Annotated in this window: 21 protein-coding genes; 5 read left to right on the top strand and 16 right to left on the bottom strand. The window is 31.0% G+C overall.

The annotated features are described in order from the left end of the window. Nucleotides 1-258: 258 nt before the first annotated feature. From L8X50_RS04130 to L8X50_RS04075, 12 genes are all read right to left on the bottom strand, one after another. The gene (locus L8X50_RS04130; RefSeq protein WP_263660464.1) at nucleotides 259-1524 is read right to left on the bottom strand and encodes an MFS transporter; all 1266 of its coding nucleotides are present in this window, start codon (nucleotides 1522-1524) and stop codon (nucleotides 259-261) included. A gap of 132 nt (nucleotides 1525-1656) precedes the next feature. After that, nucleotides 1657-2079 carry a Sua5 YciO YrdC YwlC family protein gene (locus tag L8X50_RS04125; protein ID WP_133319514.1) on the bottom strand — a complete coding sequence of 141 codons (423 nt, stop codon included), beginning with the start codon at nucleotides 2077-2079 and terminating at the stop codon, nucleotides 1657-1659. Further along, on the bottom strand, nucleotides 2076-5339 hold the full coding sequence (gene carB / locus L8X50_RS04120; protein WP_263660463.1) for a carbamoyl-phosphate synthase large subunit: 3264 nt from the start codon (nucleotides 5337-5339) through the stop codon (nucleotides 2076-2078). The genes L8X50_RS04125 and carB overlap by 4 nt, the downstream gene beginning before the upstream one ends. 97 nt (nucleotides 5340-5436) lie before the next feature. Then, the gene (locus L8X50_RS04115; protein ID WP_263660462.1) at nucleotides 5437-6408 is read right to left on the bottom strand and encodes a catalase; all 972 of its coding nucleotides are present in this window, start codon (nucleotides 6406-6408) and stop codon (nucleotides 5437-5439) included. An 89-nt stretch (nucleotides 6409-6497) separates the two neighbouring features. Further along, nucleotides 6498-7241, bottom strand: a complete 744-nt coding sequence (gene mreC, locus L8X50_RS04110; protein WP_263659517.1) for a rod shape-determining protein MreC — start codon at nucleotides 7239-7241, stop codon at nucleotides 6498-6500. Beyond that, the gene (locus L8X50_RS04105) at nucleotides 7231-8268 is read right to left on the bottom strand and encodes a rod shape-determining protein (protein ID WP_012662095.1); all 1038 of its coding nucleotides are present in this window, start codon (nucleotides 8266-8268) and stop codon (nucleotides 7231-7233) included. Before L8X50_RS04105 ends, mreC begins: the two co-directional genes overlap by 11 nt. A gap of 2 nt (nucleotides 8269-8270) precedes the next feature. Next, entirely contained in the window at nucleotides 8271-9500 is a 1230-nt protein-coding gene (gene clpX, locus L8X50_RS04100; RefSeq protein WP_263659518.1) for an ATP-dependent Clp protease ATP-binding subunit ClpX, read from the bottom strand. After that, the gene (gene lpxA, locus L8X50_RS04095; RefSeq protein WP_263660490.1) at nucleotides 9493-10284 is read right to left on the bottom strand and encodes an acyl-ACP--UDP-N-acetylglucosamine O-acyltransferase; all 792 of its coding nucleotides are present in this window, start codon (nucleotides 10282-10284) and stop codon (nucleotides 9493-9495) included. The genes clpX and lpxA overlap by 8 nt, the downstream gene beginning before the upstream one ends. Beyond that, nucleotides 10284-10724: a 3-hydroxyacyl-ACP dehydratase FabZ gene (gene fabZ / locus L8X50_RS04090; RefSeq protein WP_039619275.1), complete on the bottom strand. Its 441-nt coding sequence runs from the start codon at nucleotides 10722-10724 to the stop codon at nucleotides 10284-10286. The genes lpxA and fabZ overlap by 1 nt, the downstream gene beginning before the upstream one ends. Before the next feature lie 68 nt (nucleotides 10725-10792). Beyond that, entirely contained in the window at nucleotides 10793-11866 is a 1074-nt protein-coding gene (locus L8X50_RS04085; RefSeq protein ID WP_263660461.1) for an epoxyqueuosine reductase QueH, read from the bottom strand. Further along, the gene (gene bcp / locus L8X50_RS04080; RefSeq protein ID WP_263659520.1) at nucleotides 11860-12321 is read right to left on the bottom strand and encodes a thioredoxin-dependent thiol peroxidase; all 462 of its coding nucleotides are present in this window, start codon (nucleotides 12319-12321) and stop codon (nucleotides 11860-11862) included. The genes L8X50_RS04085 and bcp overlap by 7 nt, the downstream gene beginning before the upstream one ends. Next, entirely contained in the window at nucleotides 12318-12524 is a 207-nt protein-coding gene (locus L8X50_RS04075) for a tautomerase family protein (protein WP_133319508.1), read from the bottom strand. Before L8X50_RS04075 ends, bcp begins: the two co-directional genes overlap by 4 nt. 100 nt (nucleotides 12525-12624) lie before the next feature. Between L8X50_RS04075 and ilvE the strand changes: the two genes are divergently transcribed. The 4 genes from ilvE to L8X50_RS04055 are packed head-to-tail and all read left to right on the top strand — an operon-like array spanning nucleotide 12625 to nucleotide 15709. Next, nucleotides 12625-13539, top strand: a complete 915-nt coding sequence (gene ilvE, locus L8X50_RS04070) for a branched-chain-amino-acid transaminase (protein WP_263660460.1) — start codon at nucleotides 12625-12627, stop codon at nucleotides 13537-13539. Between the two features lie 12 nt (nucleotides 13540-13551). Then, a complete protein-coding gene (locus L8X50_RS04065) occupies nucleotides 13552-14622 on the top strand; it encodes a prohibitin family protein (protein WP_220566555.1) in 1071 nt (356 codons plus the stop codon). 17 nt (nucleotides 14623-14639) lie between these two features. Continuing rightward, nucleotides 14640-15176, top strand: coding sequence for a DUF2393 family protein (locus L8X50_RS04060; protein WP_133319505.1), 537 nt, complete (start codon nucleotides 14640-14642; stop codon nucleotides 15174-15176). Continuing rightward, nucleotides 15176-15709, top strand: a complete 534-nt coding sequence (locus tag L8X50_RS04055; RefSeq protein ID WP_318529822.1) for a DUF2393 family protein — start codon at nucleotides 15176-15178, stop codon at nucleotides 15707-15709. The genes L8X50_RS04060 and L8X50_RS04055 overlap by 1 nt, the downstream gene beginning before the upstream one ends. Nucleotides 15710-15712: 3 nt before the next feature. On the opposite strand, the gene purF is transcribed toward L8X50_RS04055, so the two are convergent. After that, a complete protein-coding gene (purF, locus tag L8X50_RS04050) occupies nucleotides 15713-17053 on the bottom strand; it encodes an amidophosphoribosyltransferase (RefSeq protein WP_133319503.1) in 1341 nt (446 codons plus the stop codon). Next, nucleotides 17054-17782 carry a 4-hydroxy-tetrahydrodipicolinate reductase gene (gene dapB / locus L8X50_RS04045; protein ID WP_263660459.1) on the bottom strand — a complete coding sequence of 243 codons (729 nt, stop codon included), beginning with the start codon at nucleotides 17780-17782 and terminating at the stop codon, nucleotides 17054-17056. Between the two features lie 135 nt (nucleotides 17783-17917). Between dapB and L8X50_RS04040 the strand changes: the two genes are divergently transcribed. Continuing rightward, nucleotides 17918-19699: a PhoX family protein gene (locus L8X50_RS04040; protein WP_263660458.1), complete on the top strand. Its 1782-nt coding sequence runs from the start codon at nucleotides 17918-17920 to the stop codon at nucleotides 19697-19699. Nucleotides 19700-19718: 19 nt separating this feature from the next. Here the strand turns inward: L8X50_RS04040 and trxB are convergent, their stop codons facing one another. Both trxB and trxA read right to left on the bottom strand, forming a co-directional pair. Further along, nucleotides 19719-20657 carry a thioredoxin-disulfide reductase gene (gene trxB / locus L8X50_RS04035; protein ID WP_258107683.1) on the bottom strand — a complete coding sequence of 313 codons (939 nt, stop codon included), beginning with the start codon at nucleotides 20655-20657 and terminating at the stop codon, nucleotides 19719-19721. Nucleotides 20658-20774: 117 nt separating this feature from the next. Then, nucleotides 20775-21089, bottom strand: a complete 315-nt coding sequence (gene trxA, locus L8X50_RS04030; protein ID WP_039619298.1) for a thioredoxin — start codon at nucleotides 21087-21089, stop codon at nucleotides 20775-20777. Nucleotides 21090-21107: the final 18 nt, after the last annotated feature.

The following is a 21107-nucleotide window of genomic DNA, read 5'->3' as shown; positions in this document are numbered from 1 at the left end:
TGATATTTTCTTAGCTACAATAGTTTTAAACATTAAAATACCTCCTAATTTTGCAATAAATATAAAAACATTTTAATTAATTTCTAAAAAATTTTTCAAAAATAACATCTATAAAAATAAAAAATAGAATTTTTGTCCTAAAAATACTCATTTGTATAAATAAAAATAAATAACATCTATTTTTTTTAGTATCAATTGAACAATAAAGCATAAAAAACCTATCACAATAAAACTAACTAAAAAATTATTCTTATAACCTTAATCCAAAGTTGATTTTTTTGGCAAACACAAAGTGGCTATAAACATCACTGCGATAAGCACTGCTATATAAATAAAAAAACCATTTTCTATATTAGCATCTTTAAATTGCAAAGCAACCCAATTTGCAGAACCTCCAAAAATCGCATTAGAAATAGCATACCCAAAACCAACTCCTAAAGCTCTTACATGCTCTGGAAAAAGTTTGGCTTTAAAAATTCCTGCAACAGAAGTGTAAAAACTTAAAATAATAAACAACGCTACAACCAAAACAAAGACTAAATAAGTATTATTCTGTGCTTGATCTTGAATAATCATAAAAATAGGATATATCCCAAAAAAAGCTAAAATACAAAATATCACTAAAGATGTTTTATGTCCATATTTATCTCCTAATATTCCAAAAACTGGTTGTATCGCCATTAAAATAAATAAAGCTATAAGAAAAATATTATTGACTAAAATTTTATCCATCCCTGAATTTTCCATAAATATCTTAGTGTAAGTTGTAATAGTATAAAATGCCAAAGAACCGCCGGAAGTAATTCCAATAACAATTAAAAAAGACTTCCATGATTTTAGTAGTGCCTTGAATGAGCCTCTATCTTCGTGTTTTTTTAGTGTGCTAGAACTCTCGTTCATAATTTTTCTCACAAAAAGAGAACCAAGAGCTAATATACCGCCTACAACAAAAAGAATTCTCCATGCATATTCTTTCATATCATCAACACTAAAAAAACAAAACATTATACTAATACTTGCAACAGCTAATAACTGCCCTCCTATAAGAGTAACATATTGAAAAGAAGAATAAAACCCTTTTTTTCCCTCGCTAGCAAGCTCTGAAAGATAGGTAGCTACTATACCATATTCTCCACCAACACTTAAACCTTGAATCAACCTTGCAATTAAAAGTAATATAATGGCAAAATCTCCGACACTATCTTTACTTGGTAAAACCGCTATCATAAAAGATCCCAAAGCCATTAAAACTACAGAAAAAATCATAGAACTTTTACGGCCAATTTTATCTGCTAAAGATCCAAAAATCCAAGAACCAATAGGACGCATAAAAAATCCAATTGCAAAAACTGCAAAAGCATTGACTTGTTGAATTATAGGATTTGTAGATGTGGAAAAAGCGTGAGCAAAGTAAGTGGCAGTAAAAGCATAAATATAAAAATCAAACCATTCAACTAAATTTCCACTACTTGCGGCTATAATAGAACGAATTTTTTGCGCTTTTGTTAAAACATCATTTTTCATTTATATCCTTTTCAATCTTTTATTTATAATAAAATCAAAAAATAAATTTAAAGCTTAAATAAACCACCTAATTATATTTTTTGACTAATTTGAAAAAAAATGTTACAAAATAATAAATGAATAGAATAATGATTAACGCAGTTTAACTTTTTTAATGCCTCGAAGTTTAAAAATCTTTGAGGCTCCACTTTCAAAAAACTTTTCATCTACTATTTTATCTGCATTTTGCATAGCCCAATTTAGATCAAATTTTTTTCCATGAATGTTTGCAGAAGTAGAATAAAGCCAATCAAACTTTTTTAAAAATTCCTCATGAGTGCAATCTTTCACAACGCGTATTGCTTTAGAATTAGGATATAAAAAAGTAGTTTTTTTGGATTTTCTAATAGTATTTTTAAAATAATTTGGCACTCTTGTAAGTTTTTTAAGCTCACTAAATTTAGCCGTAGTAATTAAACAATCTTGCTTTAAGGGCCTTTTTTTTAAAGTATTAAGGGCTTTTAAGTCCTTACTTAAAAACCCTGCTGTTGTATCAGTTTGAGCAAGATAAATCATGTTTTTAAGTATTCTTGTAAGCTCTTTACTTCAAGACATGATTTATTTTGTATAGCTTTGATAGCTTTAATCCCCGCATAAGCTGCTCTTAGATTTGTAAAATATGGGATTTTAAAGCGTAAAATATTTGCTCTAATTTTTTTAGTGTCGCCTTTAAAACTATGCTCATCGCTAGTATTTATAGCAAGTTGAATTTGAGAATTTTTTAATTTATCCTCTACATTCGGGCGTCCTTCAGAAATTTTATGCACAAACTCACACTCCAAGCCCGCTTCTTGTAAAACTTTATAAGTTCCACTCGTAGCAATGATTTTAAATCCTAGCTTAATATACTCATTAGCTAAATCTACTGCATATTTTTTATCTTGCTCTCTTAGTGATAAAAACACATTACCACTTTCTGGTAAGAAATTTGAAGAAGCAAGTTGGCTTTTTGCATAAGAGTTATCAAAATCTTTACTTACTCCCATAACTTCACCGGTTGAGCGCATTTCAGGTCCAAGCTCAAGATCGCTTCCGCTAAGTTTAGCAAAAGGAAATACCACTGATTTTACACTAATATGTTTTGGCTTTTTAGCTCTTAAAATTCCATTTTTTTCCTCTACCACTCTAAAGGTGTCATAAAATTTCAAGCTTTCTCTTAAATTTCCTTGCCACATCACGCGTGTTGCAACCTTAGCTAAAGGAATTCCTGTAGCTTTGCTCACAAAAGGCACGGTTCTACTAGCTCTTGGATTTACTTCTATCATATAAAGTTTATTATCATAAATAGCAAATTGTATATTTAAAAGTCCTACTACACCTAAATTTAAAGCAATATCTTTTGTTTTTTGCTCAATCATTTCAAGCATAGCTTCATCAATATTTACAGCAGGTAAAGAGCAAGCGCTATCGCCTGAGTGAATTCCTGCTTCTTCAATATGCTCCATAATACCTGCTACATAAACTTCTTTTCCATCACTTATCGCATCTACATCAAGCTCAGTTGCATTATCTAAAAATTGATCAATTAATACCGGAGATTTATCACTCACATCTACTGCTTCTTGCATATAAAGTCTAAGCTCACTCTCATCATGCACTACACGCATTGCACGACCACCCAAAACATAACTTGGTCTAACAAGCACAGGATAACCTATCTCATTTGCTTTTATAATGGCTTCTTCAACGCTTATGGCTGTGCCATTTTTAGGTTGATTTATACCTAGATCTTCAATAAATTTAGCAAATTTCTTTCTATCTTCAGCTAAATCTATTACCCTTGCACTTGTTCCTATAATCTTTGCTCCAAAAGCACTAAGGCGTTTTGCAAATTTAAGCGGGGTTTGACCACCAAAATGCACTATCACTCCATCGGGTCTTTCTCTATCAATAACTGCTCTTAAATGCTCAAAATCAATTGGCTCAAAATACAAAATATCACTTGTATCATAATCTGTTGAAACCGTTTCTGGGTTACAATTATACATTATAGTTTTTACACCCATATCTTTTAGAGCAAAAGAAGCATGCACACAAGCATAATCAAACTCAATGCCTTGTCCTATGCGGTTTGGTCCACCACCTATAATCATCACTTTTTTATCTTTTTTATCTTTACTTTCTTTTACTTGCGTAGCTTCATTTGTATTAATACTTGAGTATAAATACGGGGTCAGTGCTTCAAATTCTCCTGCACAAGTATCTACTTCACTATATTGAGCGATAATTTTGTGTTTAATTCTTGCATAATAAATATCATTTTGGCTTAACTCAAGATTATCTTTTTGATTAATTAAGCTAGCAATTTTTTTATCTGAAAAACCTAAGGTTTTAGCTTTTCTTAATAGTTGCTTATTACTTAAAATATCCATATCTATTTGATTTTCAAATTCCACTATTTCTTTGATTTGGTTTAAAAACCAAGGATCTATTTTGCAAAGCTCAAAAAGCTCTTGTGTGCTAAAACCTTCTCTAAAAGCTTGTGCTATATAAAGTAAGCGTTTTTCATTAGCTTGGCGAATTTTTGCTAAAAGCTCATTTTTATCACATTCTATAGTATCAAACCCACTTAAATTTCTCTCAAGTGAGCAAAGTGCTTTTTGAATGCTTTCTTTAAAAGTTCTCCCTATAGCCATAACCTCACCCACGCTTTTCATAGCAGTGCCAAGCTCTGTGCTTGCATTTGGGAATTTTTCAAAAGTAAAACGAGGAATTTTAGTTACGATATAATCAATTACCGGTTCAAATGAAGCAGGAGTTCCTGTGATATCATTTTTAATCTCATCTAAACTAAATCCAACTGCTAAAAGCGTAGCTACCTTAGCTATAGGATAGCCCGTAGCTTTACTAGCTAGGGCTGAAGATCTTGAAACCCTAGGATTCATTTCAATAACTATCATTCTACCATTAGTTGGATTGATAGCAAATTGCACATTTGATCCACCTGTATCTACTCCAATTTCTCTTAAAATAGCAAAAGAAGCATTACGCATCGCTTGGTATTCTTTATCAGTCAAAGTTAAAGCAGGAGCTATAGTAATAGAATCGCCTGTATGAACCCCCATAGGATCGACATTTTCAATAGAGCAAACGATAATACAATTGTCATTTTTATCTCTAATGACTTCCATTTCGTATTCTTTCCAACCAAGTAAGCTTTCTTCGATTAAAATTTCATGGATAGGGCTTAACGCTAAAGCAGTATTTGCAAGTTCTGCAAACTCATCCATATTATACACCACGCCACTTCCTGCACCACCTAAGGTAAAAGAAGCTCTAATCATCAAAGGAAAACCAATCTCATCAACAGCTTTTAAAGCTTCTTCATAATTATACGCATACATAGATTTTGGCAAATCCATGCCGATTTTTTTCATACATTCTTTAAAAACTTGTCTGTCTTCGCCTTTTTTAATCGCTTCAGGATTTGCACCCAAAAATTTTACATCTGCAAGCTCGCCACTTTCATAAACTTCCATAGCAACATTCAAAGCAACTTGGCCACCCATAGTAGGTAAAATCGCATCGATTTTTTCTTTTTTGATAATACTTAGAATACTTTCTTTGGTAATTGGTTCTATATAAGTTGCATCAGCAAATTCAGGATCTGTCATAATCGTAGCCGGATTAGAATTGATCAAAACTACTCTATAACCTAGCTCTTTTAAAGTTTTTGCCGCTTGAGTTCCTGAGTAATCAAACTCACAAGCTTGACCTATAATGATAGGCCCACTGCCTATTAATAATATATTTTTTATATCTGTTCTTTTTGGCATGTATTTTCCTAAGCTAAATTTTTAGCCAAATTATAACAAATATAAGTTTTTTAGAAGTTGAATTTAACAAAGAATTTAGCTCTTAAAGAGCTAAATTTTATTGACGCTTACCAAAAGTTATAGCATAAGCTTCATTTCTTACATCAAATAAAGGATCTTGTGGTGGATTAACCCCTTGAGGTACATCCGAAGGAAAATATACATCAAAATTACAATCTTCATCGCTCAAGGCATTAACCTTAAAAGTCCCAACTAGACTTTCTTTGTGCTTACCACTCCATAAAGCCGTTGTTTCATTGGTAATATCATTTTTATTTGCATATACTAAATACATTTTATACTCAACCGGCTTATTAGCTTTTACACGATTTTGGAAATCTTCTTTTAAAAAATCACTACTCGCACTTTTCATTTGTGCTTCATTTAAATATGCCACACCTTCACTTGGAACTAATTTCCATCTTGCTGGCAAATAGTTTTCTCCGTTTGCTTGTTTAAAATAAAAAGTATGAATACTAAAAAATGGAGTATTTGCTACACTTTTACTAATGCCAATTTTATCAGTATATGCAGCAAAATTTCTATAAGAATCAACCTCTTGCATCATCTTGCTTATTTTTTCTTGATCGACTTTACCATTTACAGGAAGTCTCATTTCAAAAAACTGACCGAATTCTTTAGGATTTTTTGCGAAATTTATTTCTGTATTTAGCATAACCATAGTCCAAGAAGCAGAATCTTTAGGATCAGTAATTCTAATAGCCATACCTCTTGTTTTGCTTTTATCATCTTTAAAAGCTCCACCCAAAGAATATCTTACTTGGATTGGCAAACTTTTTTGTGTTAACAAAGGCACATCAACTTCTTTATTGATAGACAAAGCTGGCTCAAAAGTTCCCATAGCACAAAAGCCTTTTGCATGATTAACTTTTGCTTTTGGATTTTTAGGATCAGCATTAAGTTGATAAAAAATATCTGCTATTTTTTGTGCATCATATTCCACTTCATTTGCATAAATAGCACCACTTAAACAGCAAAAAGCTAAACAACTACTGATATATTTTTTCATTTAATCTCCTAAATTTTTAAAATTCGGAGATAATTCTAATATTTAATAGTAAATAATAATTTATATCAACTAAAATAAATAACTTTTTATTAAAAATTTTCTACCATATAAAAATAACTTGGTACTTTCATTTTTACATAAGGTTTAACATATGCATTTTGATAGGCACCTTCTTCTTCTATTTTAAAAATTTCGCCTACTGGAATTCCTGAAAAGAAAATCTCATCTAAGCCACTTGTATAAACCTTATCGCCCATTTTAAGTTCAAGCCATTTAGGAATATATTTAACTAAAACATAATCATTTCTACCATGAGCTATACCTGGTGCTTGTTCCTTACCTATATATACGGAAAAAATACACTCTTCATCACCTTGTAAAAGTCCCAAAGCTCTACCATTTTTTTCTATAACTATGCCTGCTGTATAGCCATTATAAATTAAGCCTTTAATTTTTCCTTTATAATCCACATCAAGCCAAACTTTATGATAATCGCTAATTTGAGCATAAGAAGTTGCCTTAACTAAACTAACATTAGGATAATAAAAACTTGAATTTTTATCACTTAAAATATTGTTTAATTCATTGGCAAAGTTTTTCATATAGATATTGTTTTTTTCAAGTTCAGCATTTCTTTCTCTTAATTTTTTAATTTCTTGAGCTTGATTAAAATGCTCATTAAATTTATCTTTTAAAAGATTAATGCTTTGAGAAAACTGATTAACAATAGCAATATTTAAATCTAAAATATTTCGTTTTATTATATCTCCATAATAAAACGAAACAAACACTAAAAAAGATAAAATTAAAACACTAAGAATTTTACTCTTCATTCGTTAGTTGGTGCAATAAAGAAATTTCTTCCAAAGCTTTACCTGTGCCTTTTGCCACTGCTAAAAGTGGCTCATCAGCTACATATACTGGAAGTTTTACAATTTCAGATAAATATTTATCAAGACCGCGTATTAAAGCTCCGCCTCCTGTTAAAACAACACCGTTTTCAACAATATCAGCTGCAAGATCAGGCGGCATCATTTCAAGAACGATTTTTAATGCATCAGCAATTTCTTTTAAATGCTCACGCATAGCCTCTCTTACATCTTCACTTGTTAACTCTATTCTATTTAACAATCCTGTTACTTGATCGCGTCCTTTAACTACCATAGAAAGCTCTTTTGGAAGCTGAACTGCTGAGCCTATTGCGATTTTGATTTCCTCGCCCGTTCTTTCACCTATGACAAGATTGTATTTTTCTTTTACATAATTTACTATACTAGTATCAAGCTTATCACCAGCTGTTCGGATAGATTTTGAAATCACAAGACCGCCCAAAGAAGTAACACCAATTTCAGTAGTACCACCGCCAATATCTACCACCAAGCTCCCTTGAGGCTCTCTAATTGGTAAATTTGCACCAATAGCTGCTGCCATAGGTTCTTCTATCAAAAATACTTCTCTAGCACCCGCACTCAAAGCACTTTCTCTAACTGCTTTTCTTTCTACTTGGGTTAATCCATAAGGAACTGAAATGATAATTCTAGGTCTTAAAAAAGATTTTCTTCTATGAGTTTTTTCTATAAAATAACGGATCATTTTTTCAGTCATATCAAAATCAGCAATCACACCATCTTTCATAGGACGGATTGCTTCGATATTACCTGGGGTTTTTCCTACCATTTCCTTAGCTTCTTTTCCAACAGCTAAAATTTTAACCCTACCATATCTTTCACGCTCTACCGCAACAACCGAAGGTTCATCAATCACTATACCTTTATCTTTTACCAAAACTAAAGTATTTGCAGTACCTAAGTCAATCCCCATATCACTTGAAAAAAATCCAATTATTTGATCTAAAATCATTCTCAGCCTTTAACTTTTTTATTTTTTATAAATAAAGGTTTTGTACCTTCTTTGATCACTTCTTTAGTAATTACTATGCTATATCCATTATACTCTGGCAAATCAAACATCAAATCTACCATCATTTCTTCAATAATACTTCTTAAACCTCTAGCGCCTGTTTTACGCTCTAGCGAAAGCTTAGCAATCTCTCTTAGCGCTTCATCTTCAAATTTTAATTCCACATTGTCAATAGCAAAAAGTTTTTGATATTGCTTAATAATGGCATTTTTTGGCTCAGTTAAAATACGCACCATGCTTTCCTCATCAAGCTCTTCTAAAGAAGCAAGTACATGCAATCTTCCTATAAGTTCAGGAATAAGCCCAAAATGCACCAAATCATCAGGCTCTAGTCTTTGAAGTAAAGCTTCTTTTTCATCTTTTTTATCATCAGTAAAAAAGCCCATGACATTATCGCCTAATTTTCTTTTAATAATATCACTAATACCATCAAAAGCCCCGCCACACACAAATAAAATATTAGTTGTATCTATTTGTATGAAGTCTTGATTTGGGTGTTTTCTACCGCCTTTTGGTGGGATATTTACCAAAGATCCTTCAATAATTTTGAGTAAGGCTTGTTGCACGCCCTCACCACTTACATCTCTTGTAATGGAGCGATTTTCACCCATTCTTGCGATTTTGTCTATCTCATCGATAAATATAATCCCTTTTTGTGCTCTTTGCACATCTCCATCAGCAGCTTGCAAAAGACGAGTAAGGATATTTTCAACATCTTCTCCCACATAACCTGCTTCAGTTAAAGAAGTCGCATCACAAATTGCGATAGGAACATCTAAAAATCTAGCTAAAGTCTGTGCCAGTAAAGTTTTTCCACTTCCCGTTGGGCCTACTAATAAAATATTTGATTTTGCTAATTCTGTATCATCATCTTCTAAGTCAGATCTAAAAAGCCTTTTGTAGTGATTATACACCCCTACACTAAAGATTTTTTTAGCTCTATCTTGCCCGATAACATATTTATCTAAATATGCTTTTAATTCCTTAGGAGTAATATCTTTAAAATTTTCTTTATCAACTTCTTTATTTTTTAATTCTTTTTCCTCTCCAAAGAAAATATTGCAAGCACTTTCGGCACAATACTCACATATAAAAGCATTATTATAATCATTTACTAAAATTCTTCTTTCACTTGTTTCTATTTCATTGCAAAAACTACATCTTTTAACCATGACTTTTTTCCTTATATATAGGAATTCCTCTTTTTGTTTCTAAGATAAAATTACACATTTTTTTCACATTTTCACTAGAAGTATTTTCTAGCAAACTTAAAGCATTATCTTTTAAATTTCCTTGTCTGAATAAAAATTTAAAAGCCTTGCTTAAAACATCCACTTCTTCTTTATCAAAGCGTCTTCTAATGCCTACTAAATTTAAACTTCTAATGCTTGCTCGATTTCCTTCAGCTAAGCAAAATGGCACCACATCTTGAGAAAGCGCACTAGCACCTGCTATCATACACCCCTCACCTACCTTAACAAACTGATGTATTGGAGTAAGTCCACCTACCACAGTATAATCTCCAAGTTCCACATGACCTGCTAAAGTAGCATTATTTGCTAAAATAATATTATCTCCAAGCAAACAATCATGTGCAATATGAGAATAAGCCATTATAAAAGCATTATCGCCTATTCTTGTAAAACCATCACCCTTAGCTGTACCTGAATTTATAGTAACAAATTCTCTAATAACTGCATTTTTTCCTATAATAACACCTGAATTTATCTCATCTTTATAAGATATATCTTGTGGGATATCTCCAACTATGGCATAAGAAAAAACTTTAGAATTTTCACCTATAGTTACATTAGGTAAAATTCTTGCACCTTGTTTGATGATAGTATTTGCACCTATATTGGCATTTTTTCCAACATAGGCATAGGCCTCTACTACAACACCATCTGCTATAATAGCTCCATCTTCTATAACAGCACTTGGATGAATTTTGCTCATCATTTATCTACTATCATAGCTTTAAGTTCAGCTTCTGCAACCAATTGTCCATCAACAAAAGCTTTTCCTTGAAAAATCCACATATTTCCACGATTTTTCACCACACTCATCTCATAATCAAGCCTATCACCTGGACGCACTGGATTTCTAAATTTAGCATTATCAATGCCTGTAAAATATACTACTTTAGTGCTTGGATCTACCTTATCATCCATACTTTCAAATGCCAAAACCCCTCCAGTTTGTGCCATACCTTCTAAAATTAACACACCCGGGTAAATTGGATGATCTGGAAAATGCCCCATAAAAACATGGTCGCTTATACTAATATTTTTATAACCTCTAACAACTTCTTTATTTTTTAATTCTACGATTTTATCTACAAGTAAAAATGGATACCTATGTGGTAAAATTTTTTGAATTTGCATTACATCTATCATAAATTTAGCCTTAAAATATATTCAAAATTCAGATTTTACAAAAAAAATATTAACAAACTAGTTAAGTTTTATAACTTCACAATCTTTTCTTTACTATCAAAATAAATTTCACTTTTTGCTATAAATTCATAAGCACCTTTGGTGATATTTTCAACAATAATCACCGGCGAAAGATCATAAGCGCCAAAATGCCTTTGCCTTATTTTGATTTCTTGCTCTATTTTTAAAGGATTTTGTAAAAAATCTTCAAAACTTTTAAATCGCATTTTGCACAAACTATTTAAATAATCAAAACTCCATAAATTAATCTCATCCTTTACGCTTTTATAGCACTTTAAATCCTCTTCTAAAATACTAAATTTAGTGTAAGAATTTTTAAAATGAGAATAAAATAAAACATGAGTTTTTATGGCTTTTTTGTTTTCTTTTATCAAAGCTCTTAGTAAGCGATAATTTAAAAATTTCTCTCTTTGAATTTCAAATTTAATGCCCTTTTTTTCTAAATTTTTTACTTGGTTATAAAATTTTATTTTTTCTTCTATGCTTGAAGGTAATATTTGTTTATTTATAGGACTCATAAGCTCATCTATAAAAGCTTTTTGGCCTTTTTGTTTAGAAAGTGCATAAATACACCCACAATAATTTTGATGATAAAGCATATCTTGCTTAGCTAAGGCAAATTGTCTTTGCGTGCCTCCATTTTTTCTAAAATCAGGTGCCAAAAACTCTATACCAAATTTATCGCATTCTTTTTGTAAAGCTAATTTTAGCTGCTCTAAGTCTTTTTTAGGGGATGTTAAAAGGGTTGTTGTAAGTTTTTTTTCACCAATTTTTTGAGCAAATTCAACACTTTTATGCATTCTAAAATCAAAACAAATTTGACATCTTGCGCCTTTTTCAGGCTCGTCTTCATAACCCTTTACACTCTCAAGCCATTTTTCATACTCATATTCACCTTTATAAAGCTTAACACCCAATTTATCACAACTACGCTTAACATCTAAAAATCTAAGTTCATGCTCACTATAAGGATGAATATTTGGATCATAAAAAAAACCTATAATTTTCTCATCAGGATAAGTTTTGCTTAATTCTTGTATAAAATAATGACTATCCACACTACAGCAAATATGCACTAGCATAATTCTTTTAATACCTTAAAAGCATGGTCTTTAGCTTTTACATTTTTATAAATTTTTGAGATTTTTCCATTTTCATCAATCACAAAAGTAGATCTTATAAGCCCCTCATACTCTTTACCATAATTTTTCTTTAAACCCCAAGCACCATAAAGTTTACAAATTTCTTTTTCACTATCGCTTAATAAAGTGTGTTTTAAATCATATTTTTTTATGAAATTTTCATGCGATTTAACACTATCTGGACTAATACCTATAATCACAGCATTTTGCTCTAAAAAATCCTCATAACTTTGACTAAATTCACAAGCTTGTGTGGTACAACCTGGGGTGTTATCTTTTGGATAAAAATACAAAATAATTTTTTTACCCAAGAAATCACTTAAAGAAATTTTAACTCCATCTTGATTTAAAAGTTCAAACACAGGAGCTTTATCACCAATTTGCAATTCTTTCATTTTTTATCTTTCAATCTTAATTTTTCTACACTTTCGCCACCAAAAGCAATATTATATGGCTCAATATCTTCTAACATGATCACTATATTTTGCTTTGGCTTGTTGTATTTTGTATGTAAAAGTTCTGTAATATCTGCTATTAACTCTTCTTTTTGTGTTTTGCTAAATTCTGGTTTAGCTAATTTGATATTTATAATTGGCATGATTTTTCCTTGTTTCAAATATAATAATTTTACTATATTCTAGTAATTATTAGTATATTTTTGATAAAATTAGTTTTATTTTCAACAAAAAGGCTTAGTTATGATTAGGGCAAAAAAAATTTGGATGGATGGAAAAATCATTGATTTTGATGATGCAAAAATTCATGTTTTAACACATTCATTACATTATGCAAATGCAGTTTTTGAAGGAACAAGAGCTTATAAAACACAAAATGGTTTAGCAATTTTTAGATTAAAAGAACACACCAAAAGACTTTTAGAGTCTGCAAAAATTACTTTAATTAATTCTCCTTTTTCTCAAGAAGAACTTGAAAATGCACAAGTTGAACTTTTAAGAGCAAATGATTTTCAAAATAACACCTATTTGCGACCATTAATCTTTTTAGGTGATGGCACTATGGGAGTTTATCATGCTAAAGCTCCTGTTAGGGTAGCTATTGCTGCTTGGGAATGGGGTGCTTATTTAGGTGAAGAAGGCTTAGAAAAAGGTATTAAGGTTAAAATTTCTTCTTTTGCTAGAAATAGTGTAAAATCTAGCTTAGGTAAAGCAAAAGTAAGTGCAAATTATTTAAATTCTCAAATGGCTAAATATGAAGCTATAGAAGCAGGATATGAGGAAGCCTTAATGCTCGATGAAGAAGGTTTTGTAGCAGAAGGAACAGGTGAGTGTTTTTTTATGATTAAAGATAATAAGCTAATCACACCGCCAAATGATTTTTCATTAAAAAGTATCACTCAAGATACTGTTTTAAAAATTGCACATGATTTGGGCATAAGTGTAGTGCGTCAAAGAATTTCAAGAGATGAAGTTTATGTAGCTGATGAAGCATTTTTCACAGGAACTGCAGCAGAAATAACTCCGATAAATAATATTGATGCAAGAATTATAGGAGATGGAAAAAGAGGTGAGCTAACGACAAAGCTTCAAAATGCGTATTTTGATATAGTTTATGGACGCAATGAAAAATACGCTTCTATGCTAACTTATATTTAACAAAGGAACTAAATGCCAGCTGATTTGAATGATTATTTTAATAAAAAAAACAATCAAAACAACAATAAGCAAAATTTAAACTTCAAAACACCAGAATTTAATTTCAAAGGTTTTGGGAAATTTTCTCCATTAATTTATAGTGCAATTGCGATTATTTTAGTTTTTGCACTTTTTAAGCCTTTTGCAATAGTAAATTCAGGGGAAATGGGGATCAAATCCACTACAGGTAAATACAGCCCTACCCCACTTGAACCAGGACTTCATTTTTTTATGCCTATACTGCAAAAAATCACTATCATAGATACTAGAGTAAGACAAATCAACTATGCTTCGATCGAAGGAATAAATGAAAATTTACAAATAGGATCAGGTGTTGTTAATAAAAATAGTATTTCGGTGCTTGATTCAAGAGGCTTGCCTGTATCTATTGATGTAACCGTTCAATACAGATTAAATCCTTTACAAGTTCCTCAAACTATCGCGACATGGGGGCTTAATTGGGAAAATAAAATCATAGATCCAGTAGTAAGAGATGTTGTAAGAAATGTTGTAGGTCAATACACTGCAGAAGAGCTTCCAACAAATCGTAATACTATAGCGGTGCAAATTGATCAGGGTATTAGAAAAACTATTGAAAGCCAACCAAATGAGCCAGCAGAGCTTCAAGCAGTTCAGCTTAGAGAAATTATCTTACCTATAAAAGTAAAAGAACAAATCGAAAGAGTACAAATTGCTAAACAAGAAGCTGAAAGAACTAAATATGAAGTTGAAAGAGCTAACCAAGAAGCACTTAAAAAAGCGGCTTTAGCTGAAGGGGAGGCAAATGCAACTATTATTAGTGCTAAAGGTAGAGCAAGTGCCGTAAAAATTGAAGCTGATGCGCAAGCATATTCAAATAGAGAAATAGCAAAAAGTTTAAATAATCCTTTACTTGATTTAAAACAAATTGAAACCCAAAAGCAATTTAATGAAGCACTTAAAGTCAATAAAGATGCTAAAATTTTCTTAACACCAGGCGGAGCTGTGCCAAATATTTGGGTTGATAGCAAAGATAATAAAAGAACAAGTTCAGTAGCAAATTAAAAAATAAAGAAGTGATAATGAATGTTCAACATATCCGAGAGCAAATGATCTTTTATACAGCTCATTTGCACTTGATCGATTTTTTGTTAATGGCTTTAGTTGTATTCTTTTTCATTATCACTTTATTTATTGCTTTGATTGTTAGAAACAAACCTACTTTTGCTTTTATTATAATTTTTTTAGGAATTTTATGTTCACTTAGTATTGCGTATTTGGGATATTTTTTAATTGATACTAAAGTTAGATCTAGAATAGCTAGCTTAGATAATGCTCAATTTTTTGTATATGATAATTCTTTAAGTGTTGATTATAGCTTGACAAATACTTCTAAAAAAAGTTTTAAATTTTGCAAAATAAAAGTAGAAGTATTTAGAAAAAGCGATGAAAATAATACTTTTAAAAATTTAATACATTTATTAAAACCATTAAGAAGTAAATCTACCACTATCGAAAAAACAATAAGTCCCAACCAAACTATTAATCTAAAAACCAAATTTTCCGATTTTAATGAAGGTCAAGATTTTGACATTAAAATTAATTCAAAGTGTTTTTAATGGGATATTTTACTTTTTTTCATATTCTCATCATTTTTATTATGCTAGCTTCAACTTTCCTTACTTGGATTTTATTCTATTTAAAAATACAAAACAAAAAGTATATGATAATTTTTTGCATAATAAGTTTTATATTAGCCTCAATCTTAACTATTTCTTTATTATTAACTATAGATCAATACACAAAAAAAGCTAGTTTGAGTAATTTTTCAACCTACAGACGCTTAGCTACAGAAAGCATTGTTATAAAAGGTAGAGTAACCAACGATACTAATTTTAAAATTTCAGAATGCTTTTTAGAACTTAGAATTATTGATAATAATAATAAAAAGCATGAAATCAGTGGAGAAATTTTTAATCAACAAAATTTTGATAGTATAAAAAAAGCAAATCAACAACAAAGAGATGTTTCGTATAATATTAACATTGCAAATCAATTATCAGGTCATACCTACAAAGACTTTTCTTTTGAAGTGGGATTGCCACCTCATTTTCAAAGTTATAAAATTTTTAAACAATTAAAATGCAGATAAGGATTATTTAATAAAATAATCCCCATCAAAACTAATCAAAGAATATTTTCTTTCATTGCCTATGCTTGAAACTAGCTCATTAATATCTAAAAAAGTCAAACTATCTGCACCTGTATATTCTCTAACCTCTTCAATACTCTTATTAGCTGAAATTAACTCTTCAAAAGTTGGAGTGTCTATACCATAAATATCAGGAAATTTGATTTCTGGACAAGCTATAGCCAAATGAATTTTTCTAGCACCTGCTTGTCTTAAAAGTGTGATGATTTTTTTAGAAGTTGTTCCTCTTACTACACTATCATCAATCACCACTATATCTTTGCCTTCTAAAACTTTCTTCATAGGATTTAATTTCAGTTTTACTTTTAAATTTCTCATTTCTTGAGTTGGCTCTATGAAAGTTCTTCCAACATAGTGATTTCTAACTATGGCCATTTCAAGTGGAATTTTTAAATATTGCGCAAAACCTATAGCAGCACTTACTCCACTATCAGGAACAGGCACTACAAAATCTACTTTTTCTTTAAATTTTTTAGCCAAGGCTTCACCCATTTTTTTACGCACTTCATATACACTTTTACCTTCTATAATACTATCAGGTCTAGCAAAATAAATATATTCAAATGCACAAATTCTTGGATCTGTTTTATCAAAAACTTGAATGCTTTCAAACTCATCACTACCTTGAGTAAAAACTAGCATTTCACCGGGCTTTATATCGCGGATAAATTCAGCTTCTATCAAATCAAAAGCACAAGTTTCACTCGCTACAATATATCCACCATCTTTTAATTTTCCCAAAGATAAAGGTCTAACCCCATAAGGATCTCTTACCACAAAAAGTTGATTTTTACTGGCCAACATAAAGCAATATGCACCCTTACTTTGCATTAGACTTTCTATAAACCTATCTTTTAAAGTTTCTTTTTTGCTTTTTGCTATTAAATGTACAACATTTTCTGTGTCCATATTAGAATGAAAAATAGCCCCATTATCAATTAACTCTTTTCTAACTTCTTCTTTATTAATCAAATTTCCATTATGCACTAAAGAAATATCACCCAAAGAACAAGTAGCTGCAACAGGCTGTGCATCATGCAAAGAAGAATTTCCGGCGGTAGAATAACGATTATGGCCTACAGCTATACTACCTTTTAAATCTGCTAAAATTTGAGTATTAAAAATTTGTCCTACTTCACCTTTAGCTTTATGAGTTTTGATATTTAAACCATCACTCACGCTAATTCCACTTGCTTCTTGGCCACGATGTTGCATAGCAAATAAAGCATAATAAGCCACCGTGCTTGCATTTTTTGAATTAATTACTCCAACTACCGCACACATTTAAATTCCTAAACAATCGTCTATATCATATAAGCCATTTTCTTGAGAAACCAGCCATTTAGCACATCTAATAGCCCCCATAGCAAAAGTAGCTCTTGAAGTAGCACTATGATTTAATTCTATAAATTCACCATCATTATAAAATCCAACTCTATGAGAACCCACTATATCACCACCTCTTAAGCTCATCACTGCGATTTCATCTTTACTTCTTTGACCAATAATCCCATCTCTACCACTTACTCTAACCTTTTCCAAATCTAAATTCCTAGCCTTAGCGACATTTTGTGCTAAAGTCATAGCTGTACCACTTGGAGCGTCTTTTTTCTTATTATGGTGCATTTCAAGTATTTCTATATCAAAATCCCTTAAAGCTTCACTTGCTAAACATGAAAGTTTTTTTAAAATAGCTACACCCAAAGACATATTGGTAGCATAAAGAATTGGCATAGTAATGCTTGCACTTTGCATTAACTCATTTTGCTTAGCATCTAATCCTGTAGTACCTATCACTAAAGGTTTAGGATTGCTTCTTGCGTATAACAACAAATCCTCACAACCTTTCGGGGAAGAAAAATCAATTACTACATCGCATTTGTTAAAAAATTCTTCATAGCTTGATCCTTGATAAAAAAATGCACTTGCTTTAGCATCTTTTTGATCTTGTAAACAATTTTCAATTTGTTTACCCATGCGACCATTGCTCCCATGAATTCCTATACATATCATAAATTTATCCTTTATATTTGCAGTGAGAAATTGTATCACTAAGTTAATTAATACAATATTACATACCATGAGCAAAAGTTTCCAAAAAGTTTCCAAAAAACTTTAAATTTATAACACATTTTTAAAAGGAGTTTTATGAAAAGAAGAACATTTTTGAAAGGTTCAGCTTTGGGTTCTATGGTAGCATTTTTTGCTAGCTCAAATTTAAATGCGAGTTTATTAAAAGATAAAGATTTGCTAAATTTTAAAGAAATACCTGCTAGCACAGAAGATAAAGTTATCGTACCAGATGGCTACAAAGCAGATATTTTAATCTCATGGGGCGATCCTCTTTTTAGCAAAGCATCTATTTATGATGAAGAAAAAAATATCGATAAAAAAGCTGTGGAAAATGCTAAATTAACTTTTGGGGACAATAACGATGGTATGAGTTTTTTTCCTCTTTCAAAAGATAGGGCTATACTAGCTATTAATAATGAATATATAAATCCTGAAATTATGTTTAAACATCAAGGTAAAAATCTTAGCTTAGAAGATATTTTATATGAACAAGCAAATTTAGGAGTGAGTATTTTTGAAATAAAAAAAGAAAAAGATCAATGGTCTGTGGTGCTTGATTCTAAATACAACCGCAGAATTGATGCAAATACAAAAATGAGCATTAGTGGTCCAGCAAAACAACAAGTACTTCAAAATGAAAATTTTATATATGGAACTTTAAATAATTGTGCCAATGGAAAAACACCTTGGGGGACTTATCTTACTTGCGAAGAAAATATAAATGATTTTTTTGGAAGTTTAGATGAAAAAATTAAATTTTCAAAAGAGCAACTTAGATTTGGATTTAAAGCTCAAAGTCAATATGGGTGGGAAAAATTTGATGAAAGATTTGATTTAAGTAAAAATCCAAACGAGGCAAATAAATTTGGATGGGTTGTGGAAATTGATCCATTTGATCCAAACAGCATACCTATAAAAAGAACAGCTCTTGGAAGATTTAAACACGAAAATGCAGAATTAATTGTAGAAGATGATGGAACCGTTGTAATTTATATGGGAGATGATGAAGCCAATGAATTTATTTATAAATTTATAAGCAAACATAAATATAAAAAAGGTCTAGATACTAGCAAAATTTTAGATGAAGGAACCTTATATGTAGCACAATTTAATGGAAAAATAGGAAATTTTAGAGGGAGTGGAAAATGGATTGAGTTAGAATATGGTAAAAATAACCTTAATAAAGAAAATGGTTTTAACTCTCAAGCAGATGTGTTAATCAATGCTAGAATTGCTGGAACTATTGTAAATGCAACTCCTATGGATAGATGTGAATGGATAGCAAGCCATAAAGAAAGTGGCTCAAAAGAAGTATTTGCTACCTTAACAAACAATAAAAAAAATAATAACCCAAATCCAGCAAACCCAAGAACAAAAAATATTTACGGACAAATAATTAAATGGGAGCATAAAAATTCTCATAAAGATGATGAATTTACTTGGGAAATTTTTGCACTTGCAGGAAACCCTGATAATCAAACAAGTTTAAATAAAGGCTCAAACAACATTACAAGTAATAATAAATTTAATTCCCCCGATGGATTAAGTTTTGATAGAGATGGTCGCCTTTGGATACAAACTGATGGAAACTATTCTAATCAAGAAGAATTTGAAGGCATGGGAAATAATTGTATGTTAGCAGCTAATCCAAAAACAGGGGAAATAAAAAGATTTTTAACAGGACCAATAGCTTGCGAAATAACAGGAATTGCTTTTAGTCAAGATTATAAAACTATGTTTGTTGGAATTCAACATCCAGGAGAGAAATTAAAAGGCAGTCAATTTCCTTATGGCAAAACACCAAGATCAAGTATAATAGCAATAAGTAAAATTGATGGCGGAGTTATTGGAAGTTAATCAATTTACACTAGAAATTCTAGTGTAAATTTTCAATATAAGCTAAAGCGCTAAGCGCTGCAACCGCTCCATCGCCTGCTGCACATATTACTTGTTTTGGAGCATCTTTTCTTAAATCACCTGCTGCAAATAACCCTGCTATGTTAGTTTGCATTTTAAGATCAACACTAACTTGACCACCTTCTTCCATAGCACATAAAAATTCACCATTATCTTGTTTTAAAATTTCATTTCTTACATTTAATCCAACAAAGGTAAAGATTCCAGGCACATCAAGCTCTCTTTTAGAACCATCATTAAATGCTATTTTAATTTTATTAACACCCATATTATCACCGCAAACCTCATCAACAACCGCATTTGTGATTAATTCTATTTTGTCATTATTTTTTACTTTTTCAACTGTTGAAGGTGCTGCTCTAAACTCATCTCTTCTGTGGATTAAATACACTTTTGAACAAATATTAGCTAGATACAAAGCTTCTTCTAAAGCAGTATCTCCCCCACCTAAAACAGCCACTTCTTTATTTTTATAAAAAAAGCCATCGCAAGTTGCACAAGTACTCACACCTTTACCAAAAAATTCATCCTCGCCTTTAAAACCAGCACGACGCGGAGTAGAGCCTGTGCAAACAATAACTGCTTTTGCTTGTTCGTTTTTACCGCCTTCCAATTTTATATTAAAACTTCCATCAGAATTTTTACTAATTTGCTCAACACCTACCATCTCATGTTTTAAACCAAAACGCATACATTGTTCATTCCAAGGAGCCATAAAAGAAATTCCATCTAAAACTTGAGCAACTCCAGGATAATTTTCTATCTCTGAACTCGAAGTAATCTGCCCACCAGGCATACCTTTTTCAAACATTACAACATTTTTTAATCCACCTCTTGTAGCATATAAACCTGCGCTCAAACCTGCAGGTCCACCACCTATAATAGCTAAATCTAACATGGTATTTTCCTTATAGTTTTATTTATAAGTATTATACAAATTTTTCTTTAATTATAAATAATAAAAATTATTAAATAGTAAAAAATATGAAGAAAAGCCACAAAAAGTGGCTTAAGATTATAAAAGTGAGTTTAGTTTATCTGCTAAAGCTTGTTTTGATTGAGCACCAACTAGCTGATCAACCACTTCACCATCTTTAAAAAAAATGATAGTTGGGATAGATCTTACACCAAATTGTGCAGCCAAATCACCTTGCTCATCTGTATTTACTTTACAAATTTTAGCTTTACCATCAAAATCATTTGCAAGCTCATCAATTACCGGTGCAAGCATTCTGCAAGGTCCGCACCATGGAGCCCAAAAATCTACTAAAGCTACACCTTCTTTTGCTTGTGCAAAATTTTCTGTAGTTAAATCAATATATTTTCCCATTTTTTCTCCTTTGTTTTT

It is taken from the genome of Campylobacter sp. CNRCH_2013_0898h, from assembly GCF_025772965.1.
Taxonomy (GTDB): domain Bacteria; phylum Campylobacterota; class Campylobacteria; order Campylobacterales; family Campylobacteraceae; genus Campylobacter_D; species Campylobacter_D lari_D.
The sequence above is the reverse complement of the archived record's forward strand: the minus strand, read 5'-3'. Positions and strand labels throughout refer to the sequence as shown.

What these genes read in the sequence shown, in the direction of transcription:
- L8X50_RS04130 (WP_263660464.1), bottom strand. Translation starts at nt 1,524, where the DNA reads ATGAAAAATGATGTTTTAACAAAAGCGCAAAAAATTCGTTCTATTATA.
- L8X50_RS04125 (WP_133319514.1), bottom strand. Translation starts at nt 2,079, where the DNA reads ATGATTTATCTTGCTCAAACTGATACAACAGCAGGGTTTTTAAGTAAG.
- carB (WP_263660463.1), bottom strand. Translation starts at nt 5,339, where the DNA reads ATGCCAAAAAGAACAGATATAAAAAATATATTATTAATAGGCAGTGGG.
- L8X50_RS04115 (WP_263660462.1), bottom strand. Translation starts at nt 6,408, where the DNA reads ATGAAAAAATATATCAGTAGTTGTTTAGCTTTTTGCTGTTTAAGTGGT.
- mreC (WP_263659517.1), bottom strand. Translation starts at nt 7,241, where the DNA reads ATGAAGAGTAAAATTCTTAGTGTTTTAATTTTATCTTTTTTAGTGTTT.
- L8X50_RS04105 (WP_012662095.1), bottom strand. Translation starts at nt 8,268, where the DNA reads ATGATTTTAGATCAAATAATTGGATTTTTTTCAAGTGATATGGGGATT.
- clpX (WP_263659518.1), bottom strand. Translation starts at nt 9,500, where the DNA reads ATGGTTAAAAGATGTAGTTTTTGCAATGAAATAGAAACAAGTGAAAGA.
- lpxA (WP_263660490.1), bottom strand. Translation starts at nt 10,284, where the DNA reads ATGAGCAAAATTCATCCAAGTGCTGTTATAGAAGATGGAGCTATTATA.
- fabZ (WP_039619275.1), bottom strand. Translation starts at nt 10,724, where the DNA reads ATGATAGATGTAATGCAAATTCAAAAAATTTTACCACATAGGTATCCA.
- L8X50_RS04085 (WP_263660461.1), bottom strand. Translation starts at nt 11,866, where the DNA reads ATGCTAGTGCATATTTGCTGTAGTGTGGATAGTCATTATTTTATACAA.
- bcp (WP_263659520.1), bottom strand. Translation starts at nt 12,321, where the DNA reads ATGAAAGAATTGCAAATTGGTGATAAAGCTCCTGTGTTTGAACTTTTA.
- L8X50_RS04075 (WP_133319508.1), bottom strand. Translation starts at nt 12,524, where the DNA reads ATGCCAATTATAAATATCAAATTAGCTAAACCAGAATTTAGCAAAACA.
- ilvE (WP_263660460.1), top strand. Translation starts at nt 12,625, where the DNA reads ATGATTAGGGCAAAAAAAATTTGGATGGATGGAAAAATCATTGATTTT.
- L8X50_RS04065 (WP_220566555.1), top strand. Translation starts at nt 13,552, where the DNA reads ATGCCAGCTGATTTGAATGATTATTTTAATAAAAAAAACAATCAAAAC.
- L8X50_RS04060 (WP_133319505.1), top strand. Translation starts at nt 14,640, where the DNA reads ATGAATGTTCAACATATCCGAGAGCAAATGATCTTTTATACAGCTCAT.
- L8X50_RS04055 (WP_318529822.1), top strand. Translation starts at nt 15,176, where the DNA reads ATGGGATATTTTACTTTTTTTCATATTCTCATCATTTTTATTATGCTA.
- purF (WP_133319503.1), bottom strand. Translation starts at nt 17,053, where the DNA reads ATGTGTGCGGTAGTTGGAGTAATTAATTCAAAAAATGCAAGCACGGTG.
- dapB (WP_263660459.1), bottom strand. Translation starts at nt 17,782, where the DNA reads ATGATATGTATAGGAATTCATGGGAGCAATGGTCGCATGGGTAAACAA.
- L8X50_RS04040 (WP_263660458.1), top strand. Translation starts at nt 17,918, where the DNA reads ATGAAAAGAAGAACATTTTTGAAAGGTTCAGCTTTGGGTTCTATGGTA.
- trxB (WP_258107683.1), bottom strand. Translation starts at nt 20,657, where the DNA reads ATGTTAGATTTAGCTATTATAGGTGGTGGACCTGCAGGTTTGAGCGCA.
- trxA (WP_039619298.1), bottom strand. Translation starts at nt 21,089, where the DNA reads ATGGGAAAATATATTGATTTAACTACAGAAAATTTTGCACAAGCAAAA.